General features: G+C 36.0%; 22 protein-coding genes and 2 pseudogenes. 16 read left to right on the forward strand and 8 right to left on the reverse strand.

The features are described 5' to 3' along the window. Positions 1-8: 8 nt before the first annotated feature. The 3 genes from CSE16_RS09600 to CSE16_RS09610 are packed head-to-tail and all read right to left on the reverse strand — an operon-like array spanning position 9 to position 3,001. Entirely contained in the window at positions 9-254 is a 246-nt protein-coding gene (locus CSE16_RS09600; RefSeq protein WP_099423693.1) for a hypothetical protein, read from the reverse strand. 8 nt (positions 255-262) lie between these two features. Then, the gene (locus tag CSE16_RS09605; protein WP_099423694.1) at positions 263-1,450 is read right to left on the reverse strand and encodes a Ger(x)C family spore germination protein; all 1,188 of its coding nucleotides are present in this window, start codon (positions 1,448-1,450) and stop codon (positions 263-265) included. Between the two features lie 27 nt (positions 1,451-1,477). Next, positions 1,478-3,001, reverse strand: coding sequence for a spore germination protein (locus CSE16_RS09610; protein ID WP_099423695.1), 1,524 nt, complete (start codon positions 2,999-3,001; stop codon positions 1,478-1,480). Between the two features lie 377 nt (positions 3,002-3,378). Between CSE16_RS09610 and CSE16_RS22210 the strand changes: the two are divergent. The 13 genes and pseudogenes from CSE16_RS22210 to CSE16_RS09670 all read left to right on the forward strand — a co-directional run bounded on the left by CSE16_RS22210 (position 3,379) and on the right by CSE16_RS09670 (position 13,557). Then, positions 3,379-3,678 (forward strand): annotated as a pseudogene (locus CSE16_RS22210) (ArsR/SmtB family transcription factor). 9 nt (positions 3,679-3,687) lie between these two features. After that, positions 3,688-3,936 (forward strand): annotated as a pseudogene (locus tag CSE16_RS09620) (ArsB/NhaD family transporter); the annotation flags it as partial. 434 nt (positions 3,937-4,370) lie between these two features. Further along, positions 4,371-5,519 (forward strand): copper amine oxidase N-terminal domain-containing protein, encoded by a 1,149-nt coding sequence (locus CSE16_RS09625; RefSeq protein WP_099423696.1) that lies wholly within the window; start codon positions 4,371-4,373, stop codon positions 5,517-5,519. A gap of 130 nt (positions 5,520-5,649) precedes the next feature. Continuing rightward, positions 5,650-5,991 (forward strand): hypothetical protein, encoded by a 342-nt coding sequence (locus CSE16_RS09630; RefSeq protein ID WP_099423697.1) that lies wholly within the window; start codon positions 5,650-5,652, stop codon positions 5,989-5,991. A gap of 576 nt (positions 5,992-6,567) precedes the next feature. Then, positions 6,568-6,882 carry an ArsR/SmtB family transcription factor gene (locus CSE16_RS09635; protein ID WP_099423698.1) on the forward strand — a complete coding sequence of 105 codons (315 nt, stop codon included), beginning with the start codon at positions 6,568-6,570 and terminating at the stop codon, positions 6,880-6,882. A 9-nt stretch (positions 6,883-6,891) separates the two neighbouring features. Continuing rightward, positions 6,892-8,184: an arsenic transporter gene (locus CSE16_RS09640; protein WP_172954429.1), complete on the forward strand. Its 1,293-nt coding sequence runs from the start codon at positions 6,892-6,894 to the stop codon at positions 8,182-8,184. Positions 8,185-8,198: 14 nt separating this feature from the next. After that, positions 8,199-8,624 (forward strand): arsenate reductase (thioredoxin), encoded by a 426-nt coding sequence (gene arsC / locus CSE16_RS09645; RefSeq protein ID WP_099423700.1) that lies wholly within the window; start codon positions 8,199-8,201, stop codon positions 8,622-8,624. A gap of 20 nt (positions 8,625-8,644) precedes the next feature. After that, positions 8,645-9,004 carry an arsenite efflux transporter metallochaperone ArsD gene (arsD, locus tag CSE16_RS09650; RefSeq protein WP_099423701.1) on the forward strand — a complete coding sequence of 120 codons (360 nt, stop codon included), beginning with the start codon at positions 8,645-8,647 and terminating at the stop codon, positions 9,002-9,004. Beyond that, on the forward strand, positions 9,004-10,770 hold the full coding sequence (arsA, locus tag CSE16_RS09655; protein WP_099423702.1) for an arsenical pump-driving ATPase: 1,767 nt from the start codon (positions 9,004-9,006) through the stop codon (positions 10,768-10,770). The genes arsD and arsA overlap by 1 nt, the downstream gene beginning before the upstream one ends. Before the next feature lie 2 nt (positions 10,771-10,772). Then, positions 10,773-11,048, forward strand: coding sequence for an iron-sulfur cluster assembly accessory protein (locus tag CSE16_RS09660; protein ID WP_253896256.1), 276 nt, complete (start codon positions 10,773-10,775; stop codon positions 11,046-11,048). 1 nt (position 11,049) lies between these two features. After that, positions 11,050-11,196: a hypothetical protein gene (locus CSE16_RS21335; protein WP_157764780.1), complete on the forward strand. Its 147-nt coding sequence runs from the start codon at positions 11,050-11,052 to the stop codon at positions 11,194-11,196. A gap of 256 nt (positions 11,197-11,452) precedes the next feature. Continuing rightward, positions 11,453-12,730 (forward strand): IS110 family RNA-guided transposase, encoded by a 1,278-nt coding sequence (locus CSE16_RS09665; protein ID WP_099423704.1) that lies wholly within the window; start codon positions 11,453-11,455, stop codon positions 12,728-12,730. A 491-nt stretch (positions 12,731-13,221) separates the two neighbouring features. Then, positions 13,222-13,557, forward strand: a complete 336-nt coding sequence (locus CSE16_RS09670) for a hypothetical protein (protein WP_099423705.1) — start codon at positions 13,222-13,224, stop codon at positions 13,555-13,557. A gap of 276 nt (positions 13,558-13,833) precedes the next feature. On the opposite strand, the gene CSE16_RS09675 is transcribed toward CSE16_RS09670, so the two are convergent. Together CSE16_RS09675 and CSE16_RS09680 are read right to left on the reverse strand one after the other, a co-directional pair. Continuing rightward, a complete protein-coding gene (locus tag CSE16_RS09675) occupies positions 13,834-15,219 on the reverse strand; it encodes an NAD(P)-binding domain-containing protein (RefSeq protein ID WP_099423706.1) in 1,386 nt (461 codons plus the stop codon). A gap of 76 nt (positions 15,220-15,295) precedes the next feature. Continuing rightward, the gene (locus tag CSE16_RS09680; protein ID WP_099423707.1) at positions 15,296-15,742 is read right to left on the reverse strand and encodes a MarR family winged helix-turn-helix transcriptional regulator; all 447 of its coding nucleotides are present in this window, start codon (positions 15,740-15,742) and stop codon (positions 15,296-15,298) included. Positions 15,743-15,976: 234 nt separating this feature from the next. Here CSE16_RS09680 and CSE16_RS09685 point away from each other — a divergent pair, with 234 nt between their 5' ends. Continuing rightward, positions 15,977-17,032, forward strand: a complete 1,056-nt coding sequence (locus CSE16_RS09685) for a flavin-containing monooxygenase (RefSeq protein WP_099423708.1) — start codon at positions 15,977-15,979, stop codon at positions 17,030-17,032. A gap of 858 nt (positions 17,033-17,890) precedes the next feature. Here CSE16_RS09685 and CSE16_RS09690 read toward each other — a convergent pair. The 3 genes from CSE16_RS09690 to CSE16_RS09700 all read right to left on the reverse strand — a co-directional run bounded on the left by CSE16_RS09690 (position 17,891) and on the right by CSE16_RS09700 (position 19,886). After that, on the reverse strand, positions 17,891-18,937 hold the full coding sequence (locus CSE16_RS09690; RefSeq protein ID WP_099423709.1) for a DUF4097 family beta strand repeat-containing protein: 1,047 nt from the start codon (positions 18,935-18,937) through the stop codon (positions 17,891-17,893). A gap of 3 nt (positions 18,938-18,940) precedes the next feature. After that, a complete protein-coding gene (locus CSE16_RS09695; RefSeq protein ID WP_099423710.1) occupies positions 18,941-19,255 on the reverse strand; it encodes a PadR family transcriptional regulator in 315 nt (104 codons plus the stop codon). Positions 19,256-19,373: 118 nt separating this feature from the next. Further along, entirely contained in the window at positions 19,374-19,886 is a 513-nt protein-coding gene (locus tag CSE16_RS09700; RefSeq protein ID WP_099423711.1) for a methyl-accepting chemotaxis protein, read from the reverse strand. Between the two features lie 572 nt (positions 19,887-20,458). Between CSE16_RS09700 and CSE16_RS09705 the strand changes: the two genes are divergently transcribed. Next, positions 20,459-20,803 carry a DUF485 domain-containing protein gene (locus CSE16_RS09705; protein WP_099423712.1) on the forward strand — a complete coding sequence of 115 codons (345 nt, stop codon included), beginning with the start codon at positions 20,459-20,461 and terminating at the stop codon, positions 20,801-20,803. After that, positions 20,800-22,350 (forward strand): solute symporter family protein, encoded by a 1,551-nt coding sequence (locus CSE16_RS09710; protein WP_099423713.1) that lies wholly within the window; start codon positions 20,800-20,802, stop codon positions 22,348-22,350. Before CSE16_RS09705 ends, CSE16_RS09710 begins: the two co-directional genes overlap by 4 nt. The last annotated feature ends 396 nt before the right edge of the window (positions 22,351-22,746 follow it).

Raw genomic sequence — 22,746 nt, forward strand, 5'->3', positions numbered from 1 at the left:
TATTCCTCTTATGAATTATTTTTATTTAACAATGTATCTTTTAAAAAGTCACTGATTGGTTGAAAAATATACATAATTGGGTCCAATGGGCTGCTATTAATGGCATTTAAATTTATAGCAATGTTTAATGACGTCCCCATAACTAACAAAATAGAGAATGTCCAAATTAGTTTAGTACTGCCTTTTTTTAATTTTGGAAGTTCGAAAAAAATAATAGCAATAGATACTATTGATATGCCTAAGGTGATTAACATCTCAATATTTACTCCTTTAATTTTGTGTTTTTAATAGTCCCAAACCCGTGTGTATTGACATTAACCTTAACATTTACTTCTACCTCAGGATAAATCGTTTGCCAGTTGTCACTAATTTTTTTCCATTCTTTCGGGTCTGCACGACGAATCGCTTCACCAAAACCAAGTACATCTGCTTGATAATTTTCTTGGAGAATTTCCAGCACGTGAGTAATATTTTTTTTAATGTACTTCTCAGTTTGATTATTAATCCAATCCATCATTTTTATTTCTGATAAATCAATATCACATTTGACCTCGGCGACATTTTGAACAATATCAATGCTAATATTGATTGTAGGCTGGCTGTTCTTAATTATCCCTTTCGTTTTCGTTTTAGATTGAGTAATTTCGGTTGTTAACTCGCCACCTGAAGGACAAGAGATAATTTCAATTGTTGATTTAATATTATCGTTTAAATAATTAAAACTTTTACTTTCATACTCATCAATATAACCTAATAATTTATCCTCTTTAAAAATTGCGAGGCCAGTAAATTTAAGAAGTACGGGAGTTTCAACTCTCTCTACATTTGTTTTGTCTATTCCTAAGTTTTTATCCCCATGAACTTCAATGGCTGATATTACAAAAGAGGGGTTCTTTCCTCCTAAAGCTGACATTAAATCATCAATATCAACTTCCAATGTTGAGCCCCATGCATCTTCCGCACCTTTTAATGAATTTGACATTTTATTGGCAGGAACTTTTTCAATAGGCGTTAGTACATTTAATACATCTTTTGCAGTGGCTTGTTTAGATATGATGACAGAATAATCGTTCCGTATCTCTTGATCTCTAGCTAGAAAATCAACGGCATCCCTTAATCCAGTACTTGCCAATTCATCCCCGAAAATAACCATTTGCATATGTGCAAAATACAATTTTCTCGGGGAAGCTGCTAATAATTTTCTAATCGCTTCAAATACTGTTTTTCCTTTACCGTGGTAGGTGACCACTGGTGCTTGTCCCTCTCCAGGTTTATTGGAGGAAACTTGTCCTGGGTTAATTACTTGTACAGAAATGGCGTATTCACCATCTATATAATCAATACCGAGCGCGGCAACAAGAGCTAATTCATTTAATTCACGTTTACTCCAACAACCACTTAAAATTAAAAGTAGAGAGATGATTGTTAAAATGAATAGTTTATTTTTCATTGAGTTACCTCATTTATCATTTAATTCTCACTTATTTTTACGACCTCTCACATTATTAGTTTGACTAATCAATCTAGGACGAGTAAGTAATGAACTACGAGGGAGTATTATTAATGCATCCTTTTGATCTTTAGGAATTAAAGGTGCAAACGGGCTCATGTATGGGACGCCAAATGAACGTAAACTACATAAATGAATAATTAGTAACATTAGTCCTATAAAGATTCCAAAAAGTCCAAACATAGCTGCTAAGACCATTAAAGGGAAGCGTAACATACGTATAGAATTAGATAGGCCGTATGCTGGAAAAAGGAAACTACTTATTGCCGTTAGAGCTACAATAATAACCATAGCTGCTGAAACAATTCCTGCCTCGACGGCTGCTTGACCAATGATTAATGTTCCTACTATAGAGATTGCGGGTCCAATCATCCTAGGCATCCTTAAACCTGCTTCCCTTAAAACTTCAAATGCAATTTCCATAATTATTGCCTCAACAAATGCAGGGAATGGAACACCTTCTCTTTGTGCGTATATACTAATGAGTAAGGGTGTTGGAATCATTTCATGATGAAAAGTCGTTAGAGAAATATAGAGAGCAGGAGCAACTAATGCAAGGCTAATTCCTAAAAATCTAATAAGACGAATAAACGAACTGACAAATGCATTTTGAGAATAATCTTCTGCAGATTGCAAAAAAGACGTGAATAATGCAGGTACAATTAACACAAATGGTGTACCATCTACTAAAATGGCTATTTTTCCTTCAAGTAAGTCTCCAGCAATTACATCTGGGCGTTCTGAATTAAAAACAGTAGGAAATAAGCTGAACTTAGAATCTTGAATTAATTGTTCAATATAACCACTCTCTAATATACTATCAATGTCTATTTGATCTAATCTATCAAGTACTTCCTGAATTATTTCTTCATTTGCTATGCCATTTATATACATTACAGCTACTTCCGTTTGCGTAACTTTACCAATAACTCTAGATTTTATCCAAAGGTTGGGGCTTTTAATTTTACGTCTAATTAAGGCGGTATTGGTTCTTAAAGTTTCCGTAAAGGATTCTCTAGGTCCTCTAATTACAGACTCGGTTGCAGGCTCTGATATGGCTCTGTCTTTGGCATTTTTTGTACTTGTTGAGATGCCTTTTGAGCTACCATCTAGTAATATTACGGTATCCCCGTTTAAAATTGCGTTAAACAATGATGGGAAATCAACTATATCTTTTATACTCCCCACAGATAAACACTGAGTTTTTAATCGCAATTCAATATCTTGTAAGGTTGTTTCAGATTGTATCTCAAAATTTTTAATAATATTTTCTAGTATAAAATCTGTAATCGAAGTATTATCGGCAAGACCATCCGTAAAGATAATAGCTATTGGTATCTCAATAGGTTTTCCAATCATAAATTCACGGATAATAATATCATTACTATTACCTAGTGAATCTTTTATGGTTTGTATATTTTTCAGGAGAGATGTAGAAAGAAATTGAGCTGTCGTTTCTTTCGATAGGTTATCATTTTCTGAAATATCCACTACAAGAATCCTCCTTTATTTTCTCTATTATTGAATTGTTTTACAAATAAAAAAGATAACTGAAATTAGTTATGTGCTAACTTGTTATATTTTATTCGATTTAATCAAATAGCGAATGCTTATCATGAAGGTCAAAATATTTATTTCCATTGTAAAGGTGATAGCAATCACACAGGTACGGTTCAACAGTTACGTTATTTGAATTAGGGAAAGCTGTTTTGATGGCAGATACAGTTGTGAAAAATACATGTACGCGGAGAAACAATGAGCTTGCTAGTTGAAAAATATGAGAATGAGATTGCATCCATTTTTACTTAGTTATAATATAAGTATATCGTTATATAGTGATGGAGGTTGTGGAAATGGAAATTGAATAAATCGAAAAACAATTAAAGGCTGTGGCGGATGCAAATCGATTAAAAATATTGGCTTGTTTAAAGAAGGGTGAGGTATGTGTTTGTAATTTCACGGATATACTTGGTATTTCTCAACCTGCAGTGAGTCAGCATTTACGCAAATTAAAGGAAGCAGGGATTATTACAGAGCGTAAAGTTGGCACGTAGAAGCATTACCGGATCCAAGAAAAGCAAACAACGTTAATGCAAAATGTACTTGCTTCCATTAATGAAGAGTGTACATGTGGCTGTAAAATTGATAGTGAATGTGTGGAGGGTTAAAAATTGAATATGTTTTTATTAGCGGCACTTATTTTTATCGTGACACTGATTTTTGTAATTTGGCAGCCAAAGGGACTGAACATTGGTTGGTCTGCAATGGCAGGTGCTGTTATTGCGTTATTTGTAGGTGTTGTTGATTTAGGAGATGTCGGCACAGTTATTGATATTACGTGGAATGCGACATTATCGTTTATAGCGATTATTTTAATTTCACTTGTTTTAGATGAAATCGGTTTGTTTGAATGGGCAGCATTACATAAAATAGGGTGATCTAGCTAAGAACAACGCGTCCTGCAGTAACGCTAGAGTGCCCAATAGAGCATTTGCATAAAGCCCAATTTCTCACGTACAACCGTTGAGAAATTGGGCTTCTTAATGCAATCAAGAAATCGCTAGTTACTTTCATGTGCTCCTTGACGTCTAATCATGGCTGCTTTACAAGCAACAGGGTACAACTCCAACACTACAACTATGGAATATTAAATATCATCAAGTGAGGGCTTGTGGAATGAAATATAAAAATCGCTAAGAAAATTTGGTTACCATTACATCAGGTAGTAAAGTAACGACAGAAGAATGGCCATTAGGAGGTAGCAACCTCTGACGGAAAAGTGTACACTGTGGATAAGACATATATTGGTAATTTTGGGATATTTGCATCTTAAAAAAATTCATTATTGAGAGGTGTAGTAATGAAAGTGAAAGTTATTCTCACATTTTTTACTTTTACATTGTTCCTAGCTTTTGGTTACACGGCACACGCAGAAAATCTTTATGACTCTTATAAAGATGTAACAGAATTTGACTTGAAAAATAGTATGATTCTTTCTTCTGAAAGTTCCATGGCATTTATTAATGGGCAGAAGGTATCAGCCGTTCAGCCGATTGTTAAAGATGGCAGAACATTAGTACCCCTTCGTTTTATTTCTGAAGGATTTGGTGCAAAGGTAGAGTATAATACAAAAAATCAGGTCATTACTATTAAACACGCTAATAAAACCATATCACTGAAAATAGGGGAGAATAATATTTCTATAAATGAGAAATCAAGCGAAATGGATGTGGCTGCAAGCATTTACAACAATACAACGTATATTCCTTTAAGGGATATTGGTGAGGCATTTAATAAAAAAGTAGTCTATTTAAAAAAAGCAGAAATTCAACCATATAGTTTGATTATAATTAGAGATATTAACGCCTCAGCAATCGAAAACTTTAATATTATCCGCGCCGTTAAATTACTATTCGAAGGGAAATCTATTGTCTATAGTGATCGTTTTATGGCAATCATTAAAGAAAACGGTCACTTATTAGTTAGCAATGATTTCTATTATTTTGAGCCTTTTGTTTATCAGGAATTGATTGAGGATAAAAACTCGGTTCGACTTGGAGATATTTGGTTTAATACAGATATGGGCCATTTTTATTTGAATTATGCCTATAACACAACGCGGGAATCTATATTATACCGTGTGGATGGAGAAGTGATTACAAGGGTAGCAATTGAAAAAGCACCGATAAAGGCAGTAAAAACATATTTAAACGATGTCTATTATTTGACGAGATATGAGCGTGGTATACTTGATGCTCATGAAACAAGTAATTTAAAATCTGCAACGTTTAACAATGGACAATGGTTTTCCGATTATTTAGGTAAGCCTGGATTTTATTACGGCTTTGACACATTAGGTAAGGTCTATGATTGGAAAATTAATGATAACGGTATCTCTACATTTGGCTATCAACGCTCTGGAGATCTAAGTTCTGATGAAAGAAAAAAAACGTTTGGACATTATAGAATCGAACTGAAAGGGCAGCACCATGAGCTTGTATCGCCATAAAGTAATTGACATGTTAAATTTTTTATTTAAACCAATAAGAAATAGTTGTTGATGGATAAGAACAATCTCAGTTGGATAAAATATTTGTGAACTTAAAAAGTTCAAATTTCAAGGATTGGGAGGACTAAATATGTCATCTGAAATGGGAGAAATACATCGTACTGGTCGAGACATTAACGACGAAATAGTACATTTTGGTGGGCAAGCTGAGAGTGTTTTTAGTTCATTGGCTGAACCAGGTCGACTTTCAATACAAAAGAAAGCAGACGACTTAGCTGCACAGTATCTTGAAAGTAATCCTAATCCAGACTATTATGATTGTGTTAAAATTGTAGCAGAGGGAGTTTTGACAGCAGGGAAAGAAATTAAGGCTAGCAGTGGTTCTTGGGGAGAATCAGTAGATGCAGCACTTGGTGCTGGTGTTGGAGTTCCAGCAGCAAAAATAGCTTGTAAAAGAATAACGATGTCTTAATTTTTGAAAAAGCGTAGGCGTAAAAAGCTTATGCTTTTTTATATTTATTGATTTCTTTTATTCTCTCCTCAATAGTAATTTTAGTTGTATGGACATTCTTGTCCATACTGTAAAAGGACAAGGACATCGAGTCTTGTTACTTTTGCCTAAAGTTAAGAGTATTAAGCATTTATTTTTTATAATGACTCCAAGTCCTTGTCCATGTACATTAGGGAAGCTTGCTAAGTCATTTGTGCCCTTACTTCAATTACAAATTAGGAACACGGTCGTAATATATATATACCTTGGTCACAACTTTCTAATTATCGGATGCTTCCTATAATTTATCGTTCAAAAGTGGATTATTCGTATAAATAATGCTAATTATCGTTTAATGTAGATTTATCCAATATTCATAAAATTATTCACAAGAGTGACAAACTTAGTTTGTTGTTACTATATCTTAACAAAGGAGAAGAAGTTGATTTTGAAAATAATGTGACATCTTTACAATATTACTTTGCGTATTAGTGGTTGCAAAAATCATCACTACCACATAATATAAGTATATCGTTATATAATTATGGAGGTGTGAAAATGGAAATTGAACTAATTGAGAAACAATTAAAAGCTGTCGCAGATGCGAACCGATTGAAAATCCTTGCTTGTTTAAAAAAAGGAGAGGTATGTGTTTGTGATTTTACGAATGTATTAGGTATATCACAGCCAGCGGTTAGTCAGCATTTAAGGAAGTTAAAAGAGGCTGGCATCATTGCAGAGCGTAAAGTTGGAACATGGAAGCATTATCGTATTCATGAGAATCAAACTACGTTAATGCAAAGCATACTGGCTTCCATCGATGGAGATTGGACTTGTGGTTGTAAAATTGATTGTGTATGTGTGGAGGGTTAATAATTGAATATGTTTTTCATTGCGGCACTCATTTTTATCGTGACACTGATTTTTGTTATTTGGCAGCCAAAGGGCCTTAACATTGGCTGGTCTGCAATGACAGGAGCTGTGATAGCACTTTTAGTAGGTGTTGTTGATTTTGGAGATGTCGGTACAGTAATAGATATTACGTGGAATGCTACGTTATCGTTTATTGCGATAATTTTAATTTCACTTGTTTTAGATGAAATTGGTTTGTTTGAATGGGCAGCATTACATATGGCACGTGCTGCAAAGGGAAGCGGTATTAAAATGTTTGTCTATGTCAGCTTGCTTGGCGCGGGTGTTGCAGCCTTATTCGCCAATGACGGGGCAGCCTTGATTTTAACACCAATTGTCCTGGCGATGGTACGTAATTTGCAATTTAGCGAAAAAATGATTTTTCCGTTTATTATGGCAAGTGGTTTTATTGCCGATACGACGAGTTTACCGTTTGTAGTGAGTAACTTAGTAAACATCGTATCAGCGGACTTTTTTGACATTGGGTTCGTTGAATATGCTTCACGCATGGTCATTCCGAATTTATTCTCACTCGTGGCGACAATTGCCGTGTTACTCATTTACTTCAACAAATCGATTCCACGTGAGTACAATGAATCGATGCTAAAGGTGCCTCGTCTTGCGATTAAAGACATGAAAATGTTTAAGTTGTCTTGGTTCGTGTTATCTATTTTAGTTGTTGGGTATTTCTCAAGTGAGTTGATCGGTGTGCCTGTCTCAATTGTTGCAGGACTAGTAGCGATTTTCTTCTTATTAATGGCACGTCAAAGCGCGGTCGTTGACACAAAAGCGGTAGTGAAGGGCGCACCTTGGAACATCGTGTTCTTCTCGATTGGGATGTATGTCGTCGTATATGGACTCGGCAATGCGGGGTTAACGCCAATGCTTGCAAGTGTCATTGAATGGACAGCAGAGCAAGGACTATTTGTGGCTACAGTCGGTATGGGCTTTATTGCAGCCTTTCTTTCATCGATTATGAACAATATGCCAACTGTGATGGTCAACGCATTAGCGATTGCCGAAACATCTACAAATGGCACATTACGTGAAGCACTCATTTATGCGAACGTCATCGGTTCGGACCTAGGACCGAAAATTACACCAATCGGGTCACTCGCAACACTTGTTTGGTTATATGTACTGTCACAAAAAGGTGTGAAAATCTCATGGGGAACGTACTTTAAAACAGGGATTGTGTTAACGGTGCCAATCTTAATCTTAACGTTAATTGGGCTTTACATTACATTAATATTTTTTAGTTAAGGGAGTTTATTTATATGACAAAAAATACACTTTATTTCTTATGTACAGGAAACTCATGTCGTTCACAAATGGCTGATGGTTGGGCGCAAAAATTATTACCAGAAGATTGGGAAGTATATTCAGCTGGTATTGAAACGCATGGTGTTAACCCAAATGCCATCAAAGTAATGAATGAAGTAGACATTGATATTTCACACCATACATCGGATTTAATTAGCCAAGAAATTTTAAATAAAGCAACTTTAGTGGTGACGCTTTGTGGCGATGCAGCAGATAAATGCCCGATGACACCTCCAGGGGTTCGTCGTGAACATTGGGGCTTTGAAGACCCAGCAAAAGCTAAAGGTACAGACGAAGAAAAATGGACTGTTTTCCAAGAAGTGCGTGATGCAATCGGATTACGCATTGAGCAGTTCGTGAATGAAGAACTAAAAAAATAGATGTTCGGAGGGGGACCGTCATGAAGAAAATTGAAATTTTTGAACAAGCGATGTGCTGTCCAACAGGCGTATGTGGACCAGCCATTGATCCGGAGTTACTGCGCATGTCTTTCGTATTAAATAACTTAAAAAATACGCAAATTACAGCAGAACGATTTAATTTAACAAATAATCCAGATGTTTTTGTCGCAAATAAGGCAGTGAATGACTTGCTAATGACAGAAGGTATGGACTGTTTACCTGCAACATTCGTCGGTGGCGAGCTTGTTTTAAAGGGAAGTTACCCAACTACTGCACAGTTTGCTGAGTGGTCAGGACTAAGCGAAGAAGAGCTTGTGAAAAAGCCGAAAGTACGTCTATCTCTTGGAGTGCAGGAGTAATGGAACGTTTCACAAGTGAGCATTTTCCAACAACACCATTTTTATTCTTTACAGGTAAAGGTGGTGTCGGTAAAACATCGACTGCAAGTAGTCTTTCGATTGCATTAGCAACAGAAGGAAAGAAAGTCCTTCTAATTAGCACAGACCCTGCTTCGAATTTACAGGATATTTTCGACCAAAAATTAAACAATGAACCGACAAAAATAAACGGTACAGAAAATCTTTATGCACTAAACCTAGATCCTGAGCAAGCAGCTGCAAGTTACAAGGAACAAATGGTTGGTCCATATAGGGGCAAATTGCCGGAAGTTGTGATTCAAAATATGGAGGAGCAATTATCGGGTGCATGTACGGTAGAAATTGCTGCCTTCAACGAATTTGCGATGTTATTAACGAATGAAGTGTATACGAAGCAGTTCGATACGATTGTTTTTGATACAGCACCAACAGGGCATACACTGCGGTTACTTCAATTACCGTCAGCGTGGTCAACATTTTTAGATGAAAATACGACTGGTACGTCTTGTCTTGGTCCATTAAAAGGGCTTGAACCACAACGTGAAGTGTATAAACAAGCGGTTGCCCAGCTAACAAATCCTACACAAACAACGTTAATACTCGTGACACGACCTGATGCAAATCCGTTAAAGGAAGCAGAGCGTGCATCAGAAGAATTATATGATATTGGGCTGCGTAATCAGCAATTAATCATTAATGGGTACTTACAGTCGGAAAGTGATGATCCAATTGAACAGGCTTATTATGAACGGCAAAATCTAGCTTTAGCGCATATGCCTGAAAAACTAAAGGTGTTTGACCACTATTATTTACCGTTTGTTCCGTATTCTTTATCAAGTATCGAACGAATGAAAGCGTGGATGAATGATGAAAGACTTACATCCGATTCATCAAGCACTACCTTTTTAAAAATCCCTGACCTTGAAGATATGATTTCTGATTACGTGGAGCGTAAGCCAAAAATTATTTTCACGATGGGTAAAGGTGGCGTAGGGAAAACAACGGTTGCTTCGTATATTGCCCTTCGATTAGCTGAAGAAGGTATGCGTGTGCATTTAACAACGACAGACCCTGCAGCTCATTTAAATTGGACATTTGGCCAGGAAACAATTGCAGGTCTCACAGTTAGTCGGATTGATCCGAAAGTTGAAATTTCGAACTATAAAGAAGAAGTGCTTGCTAAGGCTAGTGAGATAATGAATGAAGACGGATTAGCATTTGTGAAAGAAGATTTAGCTTCTCCTTGTACAGAGGAAATTGCGGTTTTTAGAGCGTTTGCGAACCTTGTGGAAACACATCAAGATGAAGTGATTATCATTGATACAGCACCAACAGGGCATACGTTACTGCTACTGGATGCAACCGAAAGCTATCATAAGGAAATTTCCCGCTCAGAAGGGGAAGTGCCAGTGGCGGTTTCGAATTTATTGCCTCGTTTACGTGATAATGAATATACAAGTGTGGCAATTGTGACGTTACCAGAGGCAACCCCGGTTTACGAGGCAACACGTCTGCAAGAGGACTTAGAACGTGCTGGATTAAACGTGAATTGGTGGGTTGTCAATCAATCATTTGCCAATTTGAAACTAACAAGCCCTACACTGATTCAAAAACAACAAGCTGAACGGAAATGGTTAGAGAACGTAAAAAATATTAGCAATAATCGTTTTGTCTCGATTCGCTGGGTTAAGGAAGCACCAGTGGGTAGAAACGGATTACATGCATTAAAAGGAGAGAGCAAAAAGTGAAGATGAGTCCAGAAGGTAAACAATTTGTCGAGCAAGTATTAGCGCAAGCAGAGGGTGCAACATTACGTTTTTATGGTGTAGCCGGTTGCTGCGGAATGAATTTAATTGCAGAAATAGCACATGCGAAAGAAGAAGATACAGTGCAAACGATTGAGGGGATTGAAATCGCTGTAGATCCACAAATTGCACAGCAGTTAACAGATGTAACAATTCATGCTGAAGAAGAAAATGGTCAGCCCGGCTTAGTTTTACTTGGCTACGAGCAATCAAGTTGCTAATATGCGACTACATTATTCTAGTACATTAACTGTTGAATACTTCTTAAGTTATGCACAACTTGCGATGAATAGCCGAGAACTATCCGTAGAAGAAACAAAACAGTTTATGGAAGAGTTTTTCTTTAAAGGAGATCCGCTTGTTTATTGAGAGGCTGTAGCTTTATAAAAAAGTTTGATCATTTATAATAAAGTTTGATTAAAAACATCTCACCTCTATAGATTTTTAGAGGTGAGTTTTTTTATTGGAAATTTATGTATGGGGATTGTGAAGAAATGTACTTAAACTAACGGGGCAGCATTCCTGTTTGAAGGATGTTCGAGGTCTTGAAAGAAAAGGAGCCCTCTAGTATGATGCATGAGTGTCAACGACCATTGACCCATCATCAAACAAGGAGGACTCCTTTATGCATTCTAAATGGAATAACAAAATTAATCAAGTTACTGAAAATACACTGGTTGTCGGCATGGATATTGCTAAGCGTATTCATTACGCATGTTTTGTCGATGAACGCGGGCGAGTAATAGAAAAAGCTTTTGCGGTACATCAATCGAAAGAAGGCTTCGAAAATTTGTATGAAAAGATCCGTCAAATGATGAAGGAAGCTAAGAAAACTGAAGTAATAATAGGGATTGAGCCTACAGGCCACTACTGGATGAACTTAGCCTATTTCTTAGATCAATACGGAATCCCACTTGTCATGGTGAATCCAATGCACGTCAAACGTTCGAAAGAACTTGATGATAATTTGCCGACTAAGAATGATAAAAAAGATGCATTAGTCATCGCACGGTTATTGAAAGATGGACGCTTTAGCTATCCACGAATATTAAAAGAAGTAGAAGCTGAACTACGGATTGGTTCTACTCTTAGATTAAAGTTAACGGAAGATCTAGCAAGTATTAAAAATCGAATCATTCGTTGGCTCGATCGATATTTTCCTGAATTCACTCAAGTCTTTCCTACTTTCGGAAAAATGGCACTTACTGCATTAGAAAGAACACCAATGCCACAGGACATTCAAGGGAAAACCGCGGAAGAACTTGTATTTTTCTACCGTCAGGTAGGGGGTATGAGAGCTCCACAACTACCAAAAGCTAAGCTACTCATTGAAAAAGCTTCAAACTCTATAGGACTGACAGAAGGACAAAAGATGGCCAAACATGAAATCGCCACACTCCTACGTCAGTTTCGCTTATTAGAAACTGAAATCGAAGCAGTGAATGACCAATTAACTGAATTGGCAAAGACAACGATGGAATATGACCTACTCGCGTCAGTACCAGGTTTAGGAGATGCGACAATTGTTGATCTACTTTCCGAAGTAGGGAGTTTTTCACTTTACGAAAATCCACGCCAACTCATTAAACTAGCGGGACTAACATTACGTGAAAACTCTTCTGGTCAACATAAGGGTCAAAAACATATATCAAAACGTGGACGTAAGAGACTTAGACATATCCTTTTCAAAGTGATTGTTCCTTTGATTCGGCATAACCTAGCATTCAAACAACTTCACGAATACTACACAACAAGGAATCAGAATCCCTTACGGGGTAAGCAATCGATGGTAGTTCTCTGTGGTAAATTACTGAAAATATTACATGGTATTTGTAAAAAGAAAGTGTATTTTAACGAGCAACTTATGATGAAAGATCTCTACTCTCTCGGAGAGGCAGCGTAAGCATTTCGATCAAAGAGCTATAGCAAAAAGGATGATACGGAGAAGCCGGCAATATCACTAAACTTAGACTATGAGTCCCCGGGGCAGCTTAGCAGGCCTCTGCCTTATGAATAGACCGAACGAAGGAATGTAAGCGCGTTGACGCTAAGAGACATGGGAGGGTACGTCGTCATAAGCATCGCAGAGATCCATTGTGCATCAAAATAATGGATAAAAAAGCTAATGATTTCCATTAGTTTTAGCGAAGCGTACGCTTTACTTGGTAATATAATCTATAAATTCAAGACTCTGTTTATCAGAGGGGAGAAAAATATTTTTCTTAAATCACGAAGTGATGGAAACCGTTGATATCTCAATGTTTATAGAGGGAGTTTAGTTGAATAAGAAAAAGAATCATTGTATTTTTATGGTAAAATTAGTTTAGTATGTAGAAGTGTTGAAAAGATAATTTATTTAATAATTAGAAATATAAGTAAGGGGAGTTGAAGAACATGAACAAAAAAAATGTTTTACTTTTTTTCTTAACCCTATGTATTGAAGCAGTTATCACCTATTTTGTCGCACAGAAATTCTCAGTTCGATTTATTGAGGTAATGGGAATTATCGGGGCAATATGTAGCGTATTGCTTGTTTTTTTAACAAGCGGAGGAGGGTCTTTTTCGAATTTCTTTACAGGAAGAAACGCAGGCATGACAGGAATCATTCAAAAAAGAGAAGACTTTGTTTTTAAAAGAGGTCCTGTGTTTTTCGCTTCCGTTGTTTTCTTTGGCATCGGATTAATTTTCTTTATTTTGCTAGTTACGCTTGTCATTCCACCCGTTCAATAAACGATGGCCTATGTTGGGTTTTAAAATAGGTTTACCAAAAAAGTAATTAATTAAGCCAAATAAAAGCAACTCTCTTCTTTATTAACTAACGGGGGCTTTAGTTGAATATTCGCATTTCGGAATAATCAATCTTTATTATAAAAACCAAACTAGATAAATAAAAAACCAACTGTTTTGATCAAAATTTGTTTCAAAACAGTTGGTTTCTTTCTGTATAAAATCAGCGTTTTCAACTTACTTTTTATCGAACTTTATTCAAAAGCTACAGATACTTCTTTAACAGCAATTTGTTTTGTTATTATTGTTACTTAAATCTAAGCTACATACACCTGTTTCGGGTAAGTCTAATTCCACTTTAAGAGCCGCCTCTAAGTCGCCTGTTAAATACGCTACAATGGAACGTACTTGCTCATAACCAGTTGCCATTAAGAATGTAGGGGCGCGGCCGTAGCTCTTCATACCAACAACGTAGAAGCCGGTTTCAGGATGACGTAATTCTAACTCACCGTGTGGACGAACGGTTCCACAGCTATGTTCATTTGGATCAATTAAAGTTGCTAATGCTTCGACACTCTCAATAGCAGCGTCAATCGATAATCGGATTTCTTTTAAGAACGAGAAATCAGGACGACTACCTGTATTGGCAATGATTTCATCAACAGGAGGAAGTTGATGTTCACCATCCGGACTTTCGCCTTTAATGATGATACCAGCAGATGTTTGTGAAAGTTCCTCGATATAAAATGGGGTAAAGACTTTTACTTTTCCTTCATCAACTAACGCATGAATGCGACTTCCTAATTCGCCACGAGCAGCAAGGGCATCTTTTTCTTCACCACCGTAAGCATCTGCTACACGCTTTTTACGTAAAATCCATGTAATTTCAACATCTTCAAGTTTTTCTAATTCTAAAATGGTATTAATCGCAGAGTGACCGCCACCAACAACAGCGATACGTTTGCCTGTATAACGCTCTTTTAATGAATCCACATTTGGGATGCCATAAAAGATTTTATGAGCAAGTTTTTGTTCAGCAGATGTCCATACGTTGTCAGCGAGAACAGGATTCGGACTTGCCCACGTACCAGTCGCATCAATTACGGCACTTGCTAGTATTCGTTTTGATTCACCATTTTGTTCCGTATAAATAACAAATGGTGCTTCATTACGACGAGCAGATTTCATTTTATCGTGATTTTTTTTACTTATGCCAACCACAGTTGTATTAAATGAAATGAATGGCTTGATTTCAGGTACATTCGCTAGTGGTTGTAAGTAAGCTTCGCGAATTTCTTGCCCTGTTGGTAATCGATCTTCTTGTGGCATTACCCATCCAGCTGCTAGTAAAAGTTGTTTTGCAGCTTTATCGATATTATACTGCCATGGTGAAAATAGGCGAACGTGCTGCCAAGACTTAATATTTTCAGCGACTTCAGCGCCTTTTTCTAAGATGATGAACGATTCACCAGCAATGGCTAAATGTGCAGCTGCAGCTAGACCAACAGGACCAGCACCTAGAATTGCAACAGGATATGCCTTATTTAATTGAGAAGGCGTTTCTTTATTCGATTGTACAGTTGGCTCACAGCAAGAAGGAGCAGGCTCTGGACTCGGTGTACAACAGCTTGATGTTTGTGATATTACATTTAATTTGATTTGCATTTAAAAATCCTCCATAAAATAAGTTTAGTTGTATTTTGCAAGTAATAATCAAAATGAAAAGCAAGATTGCTCCTGCTTAAAAAATTGGGGTGCAACATACAGTGGACTTCGACATTGCAACGTTTAACAATTGGATTGAGCGAAGAACTGTTTCTTTTTCGGAATCATTCATATGAGAGAAGACTTCCTCTAAGTATGCATTCATTGATTCCTCGATTGTTGTCGCAACAAATTTCCCTGGTGTTGTTAAGTTTAAAATGGAAACGCGTTTGTCTTGTGAAGACGGTGTTTTTTTTACTAAGTCCATTTTAATGAGTGTTTGGATTTGTCTACTGAACGTTGTAATATCCATTGCAAGTGCTTCGGCAATTTGTTGCATAGAAGGCGCGTGTTGCTTATCGATTTCATATAGAATATGGCTTTGGATTGTAGAAATTTCAAAAGAGCCTATAGAGCAACAATTTTTGTTTAATAAGCCAAACCTTCGTGTGAGTATGTGAAAAATCTCGCGTTTGTTTTCCATTTGATCACCTCTAATTATAAGTAAAACAGATATACTTGCATAATACAACTATTATGTTTACAATTTAAATAATTTATTGGGGATTAAACGATAACAATTTAAATTCGAATTATTATAAGTCAATATAGGTTTGTTGTAAAGCGTATTTATGAAGAAGGGTAATGGCAAGTATCATTTTATTGTTAACCAATTAAAGAATGAAAAACAAATTTGTGAAATACGAGGGAGAATAATATGAAAAAGATACTAGATACAATTGTAATTGGAGGGGGGCAGGCTGGGCTTGCTTCGGGTTATCACTTACAGAAGAAGGGACTTCATTTTTTAATTTTGGAGGCTAGTGATCAGATAGGTGGGTCTTGGCCACGTTATTATGACAGTCTTAATTTGTTTTCTCCAGCAGGCTATTCCTCGATGCCAGGTATGAAGTTTCCTGGAGATCAAAAGAGGTATCCAGACCGAGATGAAGTCATTCGATATCTACAGGACTATAAATTGAAATTTGATTTGCCGGTTCTAATGAATCAACGAGTAGATTTGATTGAAAAAAACGAAGAAGGATTTGTGATTCGAACGAATACAGGAGAATTATTTAAGGCTAGAACGATTATTAATGCTACGGGCTCATTTAGCAGTCCATTTATACCAAAAATAGCAGGGATGGGGGATTTTCAGGGAAATACACTCCATTCTTCACAATATCGAAATTCGCAACCATTTCATAACCAAAGAGTAATCATTGTAGGTGGTGGGAATTCTGCTGTGCAAATTGCAGTTGAAATGTCTGAAGTAAGTCGAACAACTTTAGCTGTACGCCAATCGATTCAGTTTGTGAAACAACAGATTGGGAAACTAGATTTACATTTTTGGATCAAACTAATTGGTTTTGATAATTTTCCATATTGGCGATTCGGAAAAACCGCTCCGATTTCAAATGCGGTAATTGATTCAAATCGATTCAAAGAGCGAATAACTGCAGGAAATCCAAATCAACAACCAATGTTTACATCCTTTTATGAAAGTGGCGTTATTTGGCCAAACGGAGATAAAGAACACGTGGATACCGTAATTTTTGCGACAGGTTTTAGACCTAAACTTCCTTATCTTCAGACGATTGGTGCATTAGATGACGAAGGCTTGCCGGTACATAAAGCTGGAATTAGCAAGGTTACAGGGCTTTATTATGTGGGGCTGGAAGGGCAGCGTTCCTTTGCTTCGGCTACATTAAGGGGAGTTGGATCAGATGCACAGTTTGTTGTGAAAAAACTATTGAAACATCTTAAGGAATGATATTCAGCAAAATTTAAACAGTTGGCATGGATTTTAGCACCGTATAATTGAGGCGAAGTACCAGATTGTTTTCATGCGTTATTTGAAAGAGAGGTTATATTTATGAATGAATTAACTAAAGAAGTTTTAAAACATATAATTGAAACAAAGCCCATGAAAAAAGGTAAAAATTAATGGTTTTACCGCTGCAACGACTGTCAGCAAGTTTACAATAGCGAGGAACATAGGGAATACACCTTAATTAATACATTTAATCTTGATTATCATGCTAATATTTCCTTTGAATCAATTCCTGATGGAAGCTTATTTTGTACACCAGAATATTTAATCGAATTCAAGAAACACAGTAAATTTTGTTACTATGTTTCTTGAAATACATTAAAATTTTGAACTTCTAGTCCATATACATTTGTACAAAAGACAAGAAAGTCTTGTCCATGTACACTTATGGAAAGCTTGGGAAGTCATTTGTGCCCTTACTACAAATACAAATTAGGGACACGGTCATAATATATATTATAGGAAGTTACGTCTCATTGGATAAGTATACTTGAAATAGTGAGATGAAACGAGAAATTTTAGGGGTTGGGATTAAATTTCAACAAAATAAAAAACTTTGGTTAAAACTGTTCCAAAGTTTTTAGGTATCTATATGTTGCTAATCAAATTCTGTGAAAATGCTTCAGGACGCTTATTAGCCATTTCATACCCTTTATCACGATTATACGGCCCAACCGCCAGTATTTGCATCTCAATGAATTCCTCTTCGATTGGTCTGTCACAATGCTTTGCAAATTCATAATGTTCACCAATTACTGGTCTAAAACTTGCACCGCGCAGATCTCGTTTAAGTTCAAGCTACTCTTCATAATTTGTATCTACAACAATTCGCCCATAATCCGTTTTTAAACCAATGAATAACTCGCCAGCTCCATCTACATAATGTTTTGTCGATTGATTATACATTTTCACTGAACCGGAATTTGATTTACATTTAATCGTTGCATTTTGAATTTTTTCTTTCGTACTAAGCGTTACGCTGCCAAAATCCGATTTTAAAGATAATGGGTTTTCTACTTTTGTAAATTTCCCTTTGATTGAACCGTAATCTGTCTTTGCTTTAATTGCACCATGTACGTCCATTAATTCAATCCGTCCGAAATCAGTTTTTAATTTGAATTGCTGTGCTTTCATTTCTTCAATGACGATGCGCCCATTATCTGTATAGGCATCGACAAATTCCATTTCACCATTGGATAATAATATTTTGCCGTTGTCTGTTCTTGCTTTAAATGTGTCACCATTGATGTCATTTATTTCGATGCGTCCATTATCTGTTTCAATATCGGTTTCATTAACTCGTAAATTGGATGCAATAATGGAACCATTATCATTCACAACTTTCAATAATTCATATTGTTGCTCCGGAACATAGATGACCACTTTCGCTTCTGAATCATAACTGATATTAATAAAAAATAGAATTCGTCTTTGTGTCTGTTTACGCTTAATTTTAATGATGAGTGTGTCACCTTCTATATTCATCGAAGTATCTGATAACTCATCATCATTTTTAACTACTATTTTAGCCTGATCAATCGGTGCTGATTTTAAAATAATCCGCGCATTGGTCGCTCTAATATTAATTTTATTGTATGGAACTGTTGACGTTAATGTATGGCTAATCTTAATAGGCTGATTGAAATCATCTGGAGAATAAGCAGTTAACAATTCTTCTGCAATCTGTTCTGCTGAGCCTAGTGCTTTAATGATTTCGTCGGTACTTTTTCCTTCTGAACGTCCATTTTCAAAATATTCCTGGAAGTCACGGATGATATCACGTCGCTCCTGCTCATTCAGTTGGGCTAATTTATTTTCAAGAATTTCTAAATAACGCTTTTCCATTGTTTAATTCACTCCTTGGATTAAATTATTGACGCCTGAGATGAAATGAACCCACTCGATTTGAAGTTTTGCAAGCTCTTCCTTCCCTAGTTTCGTAATTTGATAATATTTACGAGGTGGACCTTCGTTTGATTCTTGTAAGTAAGTCGTAAAGTAGCCTTCGTTCGTTAAACGACGCAATAATGGGTAAACTGACCCTTCTGAAATTTCAATTTGCTTGGAAATCGCCTGAACTAATTCATACCCGTACATATCTTTTTGTTCGAGCAAGGCGAGGACACATAAATTTAACACACCTTTTTTAAATTGAGGGTTCAAAAATTTCACCACCTTCACTACTATTCAATATTTAGTAATATATCATAGGCTATTGTTCTATACAAAGTACTGAATCTAAAAAACAGAGTGATTTTTTCCCTTTCACTCTGTTTTTTCGTTAGTATCTAAAGCTCTGAATCGATTCCTGTAATTCAATCGCCATTTGTGATAAATGAGTTGATGCTGCAGCGACTTCTTCCCTTGCTGCATTTTGCTCTTCTGATGCGGCAGCGACACTTTGAATATGATCGTTTGAATGAACAGCAATTTCATTAATATCATTAATTTCATGAACCAATTTTTTCACATCATCAGCGATTACTCGGATTGCCTGGGTTACGTTTGAAGTTTGTTCCTGCACATGATTAATTGCGGTATCAATTTGTAGGAAAGTTTCGCGTGTAATGGCCACTTTTTCTTTGCCAGTCTCAACTGATTGATCATTGTGAACAATATCTTCTTCAATGACGCGTGTGCTTTCTAAAATATTGGCCACGATCTGCTCGATTTCAGTTGCCGCCACATTGGAAACGTCTGCGAGTTTACGTACCTCATCTGCAACGACAGCAAAGCCCTTCCCTGCCTCACCCGCGCGAGGATAGCATTCCAATTGAAGTTGTTGTGTGAACAAGTTCCCTCTGGTTTTTTAGTATGTTTTTGATTTAAAGTCTTTAAAATCTCGGGGTTTTATTTGAATGTGGTCAAATTATTATCATTTTTATATTTAATTATCTTGTTAATTCCGCTTCGTTATTAACCAAGAATAAAATGAAACGTAAAAAAATCCCCTATTCTTCGTAAAAGTATAAAAAATTTATTAAAGTTTAGTAGCAAAAAAATATCATTTTACCTTTTGTTATATAACAAAAGGACCTACATCGCCAAAATGGACCATTTTCATTATTTTAGAGTGACTAAATAATATATACTGCTTTATGTATTCGATTTACTTGAAAAAAATGAAATCTAATGAAAAAGGTTGTTTTTAATAATATTTAAATAGCAAAAAAAAGTAAATTTACGTATAAATTTTCTGAAAAATGCATGTTAATTCTATGTATTGATTAGTCTATTGATTTTGAGTTTTCTGAAAAAATATTATTGCATAATAGAGAATTCCCCATTACAATATGGTTTGTTGACGTTATATTCGAGTAATATTCCGTTTAGAACAGAATAATAATCCTTAAGGGGGAAATTTACATGGTGGATGAAAAACACAGAAAATCCAAAAAGAACGATATTATTAACTATGATGTAATAGATCGTATGGATAGTTTTAATGCATTTGTAAGGAAGAAGAACACGTTATTGTTTGGGATTACTGCAACTTTTTTGACATTTTACATTTTATTACCTGTATTAGCGTTTACTTCTGTATTACAACAGCAAGCAATTGGCACAATTACATGGGTTTGGGTTTATTCTCTTGCTCTATTTATTATGACGATTGCACTTTGCATGACTTACGTTAAAATGGCTGGAAAGTTCGATAAAGAAGCAGCCGCAGTTTTAGAAGAGTATAAAAAGGCAGGTGTGTCACGATGAATTTAGTATCAGCAGGATTTTTCCTTGGAATTGTAGGTTTAACTTTAATCGTAACGTATATAGCGGCAAAACGTACTTCTTCAGCGAGTGACTTCTATACAGCTGGTGGTGGATTAAAAGGTTGGCAAAATGGATTTGCCATTGCGGGCGATTATTTATCAGCAGCCGCGTTTTTAGGGGTATCCGGTGCGATTGCCTTAACAGGTTTTGATGGATTCTTCTTCTCTGTTGGGTATGTAGTAGCAAACTTAGTGTTACTTTATATGATTGCAGAGCCGATGCGTAACTTAGGTCGATTCACATTAGCGGATATGTTAACGGCTCGCTTCAACGAAAAGCGTATTCGTGGGGTTGCGGCAACAGGAACGATTATTATTGTTATTTTATATATGATCGCACAGCTTGTTGGTGCAGGTGCGTTAATTAAACTTCTATTTGGAATCGAATATTGGATGGCCGTTTTAATAGTAGGTGTCATGATGACAACTTACGTATTATTTGGCGGAATGACAGCAACTTCTTGGGTGCAAATCATTAAAGCTGGTTTACTATTATTCGGAACGACATTATTAGCGTTTTTAGTATTCCAAAAGTTCGATTTCAATTTAATGAATATGTTTAATACAATTAGTCAGGAATATGGTAATGAATATTTAGTGCCGGGGATGAAATATAGTTCAAGTCTTGACTCGGTATCAATGATGATGGCTTTAGTATTAGGTACTTCAGGATTACCACATATTTTAATGCGTTTCTTCACAGTTAAAGATGCAAAAACAGCTCGTTCTTCTATTTCATGGACAACTTGGATTACGGCGATTTTCTTCTCTTTAACAATTTTCTTAGGGTTTGGTGCAATGCATTTCGTTGGCATTGATGCAATTATCGCAGAAAATGCTGCTGGAAATACAGCTGCCCCACTTTTAGCTGAGTTTTTAGGTGGCAATATTTTATTATCATTTATTTGTGCGGTTGCTTTTGCGACAATTTTAGCAGTTGTTTCAGGATTAGTTTTAACAGGTGCTTCTGCTATTTCACATGACATTTATGGAGAAATTTTAAATGATGGTAAATTAACAGAGAAGCAGCAAGTATTAGCCGCGCGTATTGGATCAATTTCAATTGCAGTTATTTCTATTATATTGGCTTTATTCGCGCAAAACTTAAATGTATCGTTTTTAGTGTCATTTGCGTTCTGTATCGGAGCATCTGCGAACTTACCGGTTATTATATATACAATCTATTGGAAGAAGTTTAACTCAAACGGTGCGGTTGCTGCAATGGTGACAGGCCTTGTATCTTGCCTAGTGTTAGGTGCAATGGGACCGAATGTTTGGAGCACAACAGGTAATGCCATTTTCGTTGGTGAACCACTGGTAAACTTATCGGTTCCAGCCATTATTACAATTCCACTGAGCTTTTTGGTAGGTTATTTAGGTTCGGTATTAACGGCCGATAAAGTAGAAAAAGAGAAAGCAGAACGTATTTATAAAGAAATTCGTGTGAAAGCGCATACAGGCGTTGCTGTACAAGATGTATCACATTAAAAAATTGACAGGAAAAGATAGGGTTCACTCCCCTATTTTTTCTTTTTTTTTGTGGGAATTAAATAAGCAATTTTATGTTTTTTATAGAAAAATTATTCGAATTCTTGCATAAAAAGCTCAAAATTATTGATTATGTAATGTTTAAATAAGGATAGTTTTAATATACAAATAACTTTTTGAATATTACAATTTAGAAAAATTCAATTTCTTTTTTAAGGCAAATATTTTCTCGAAAAAACTCTTGTTTCATTCGTCAATCAATTTGTAAACGTTGGTAATTCAACGTTATTGCGTAATGTTGAATTGGAAAATATTAAAATTTCGCTTGAAATTTCTATTATTTTCTCTCTTAAACTTATTTTTCTGGAAAATTTATTTATATAATTTGTCAGAAAA

Origin of the sequence: Solibacillus sp. R5-41 (assembly GCF_002736105.1) — a bacterium.
In the GTDB taxonomy this organism is placed as follows: domain Bacteria; phylum Bacillota; class Bacilli; order Bacillales_A; family Planococcaceae; genus Solibacillus.

Coding starts and splice junctions, on each gene's coding strand:
- CSE16_RS09600 (WP_099423693.1), bottom strand. CDS start 254: ATGTTAATCACCTTAGGCATATCAATAGTATCTATTGCTATTATTTTT.
- CSE16_RS09605 (WP_099423694.1), bottom strand. CDS start 1,450: ATGAAAAATAAACTATTCATTTTAACAATCATCTCTCTACTTTTAATT.
- CSE16_RS09625 (WP_099423696.1), top strand. CDS start 4,371: ATGAAAGTGAAAGTTATTCTCACATTTTTTACTTTTACATTGTTCCTA.
- CSE16_RS09630 (WP_099423697.1), top strand. CDS start 5,650: ATGTCATCTGAAATGGGAGAAATACATCGTACTGGTCGAGACATTAAC.
- CSE16_RS09635 (WP_099423698.1), top strand. CDS start 6,568: ATGGAAATTGAACTAATTGAGAAACAATTAAAAGCTGTCGCAGATGCG.
- CSE16_RS09640 (WP_172954429.1), top strand. CDS start 6,892: ATGTTTTTCATTGCGGCACTCATTTTTATCGTGACACTGATTTTTGTT.
- arsC (WP_099423700.1), top strand. CDS start 8,199: ATGACAAAAAATACACTTTATTTCTTATGTACAGGAAACTCATGTCGT.
- arsD (WP_099423701.1), top strand. CDS start 8,645: ATGAAGAAAATTGAAATTTTTGAACAAGCGATGTGCTGTCCAACAGGC.
- arsA (WP_099423702.1), top strand. CDS start 9,004: ATGGAACGTTTCACAAGTGAGCATTTTCCAACAACACCATTTTTATTC.
- CSE16_RS09660 (WP_253896256.1), top strand. CDS start 10,773: ATGAGTCCAGAAGGTAAACAATTTGTCGAGCAAGTATTAGCGCAAGCA.
- CSE16_RS21335 (WP_157764780.1), top strand. CDS start 11,050: ATGCGACTACATTATTCTAGTACATTAACTGTTGAATACTTCTTAAGT.
- CSE16_RS09665 (WP_099423704.1), top strand. CDS start 11,453: ATGCATTCTAAATGGAATAACAAAATTAATCAAGTTACTGAAAATACA.
- CSE16_RS09670 (WP_099423705.1), top strand. CDS start 13,222: ATGAACAAAAAAAATGTTTTACTTTTTTTCTTAACCCTATGTATTGAA.
- CSE16_RS09675 (WP_099423706.1), bottom strand. CDS start 15,219: ATGCAAATCAAATTAAATGTAATATCACAAACATCAAGCTGTTGTACA.
- CSE16_RS09680 (WP_099423707.1), bottom strand. CDS start 15,742: ATGGAAAACAAACGCGAGATTTTTCACATACTCACACGAAGGTTTGGC.
- CSE16_RS09685 (WP_099423708.1), top strand. CDS start 15,977: ATGAAAAAGATACTAGATACAATTGTAATTGGAGGGGGGCAGGCTGGG.
- CSE16_RS09690 (WP_099423709.1), bottom strand. CDS start 18,937: ATGGAAAAGCGTTATTTAGAAATTCTTGAAAATAAATTAGCCCAACTG.
- CSE16_RS09705 (WP_099423712.1), top strand. CDS start 20,459: ATGGTGGATGAAAAACACAGAAAATCCAAAAAGAACGATATTATTAAC.
- CSE16_RS09710 (WP_099423713.1), top strand. CDS start 20,800: ATGAATTTAGTATCAGCAGGATTTTTCCTTGGAATTGTAGGTTTAACT.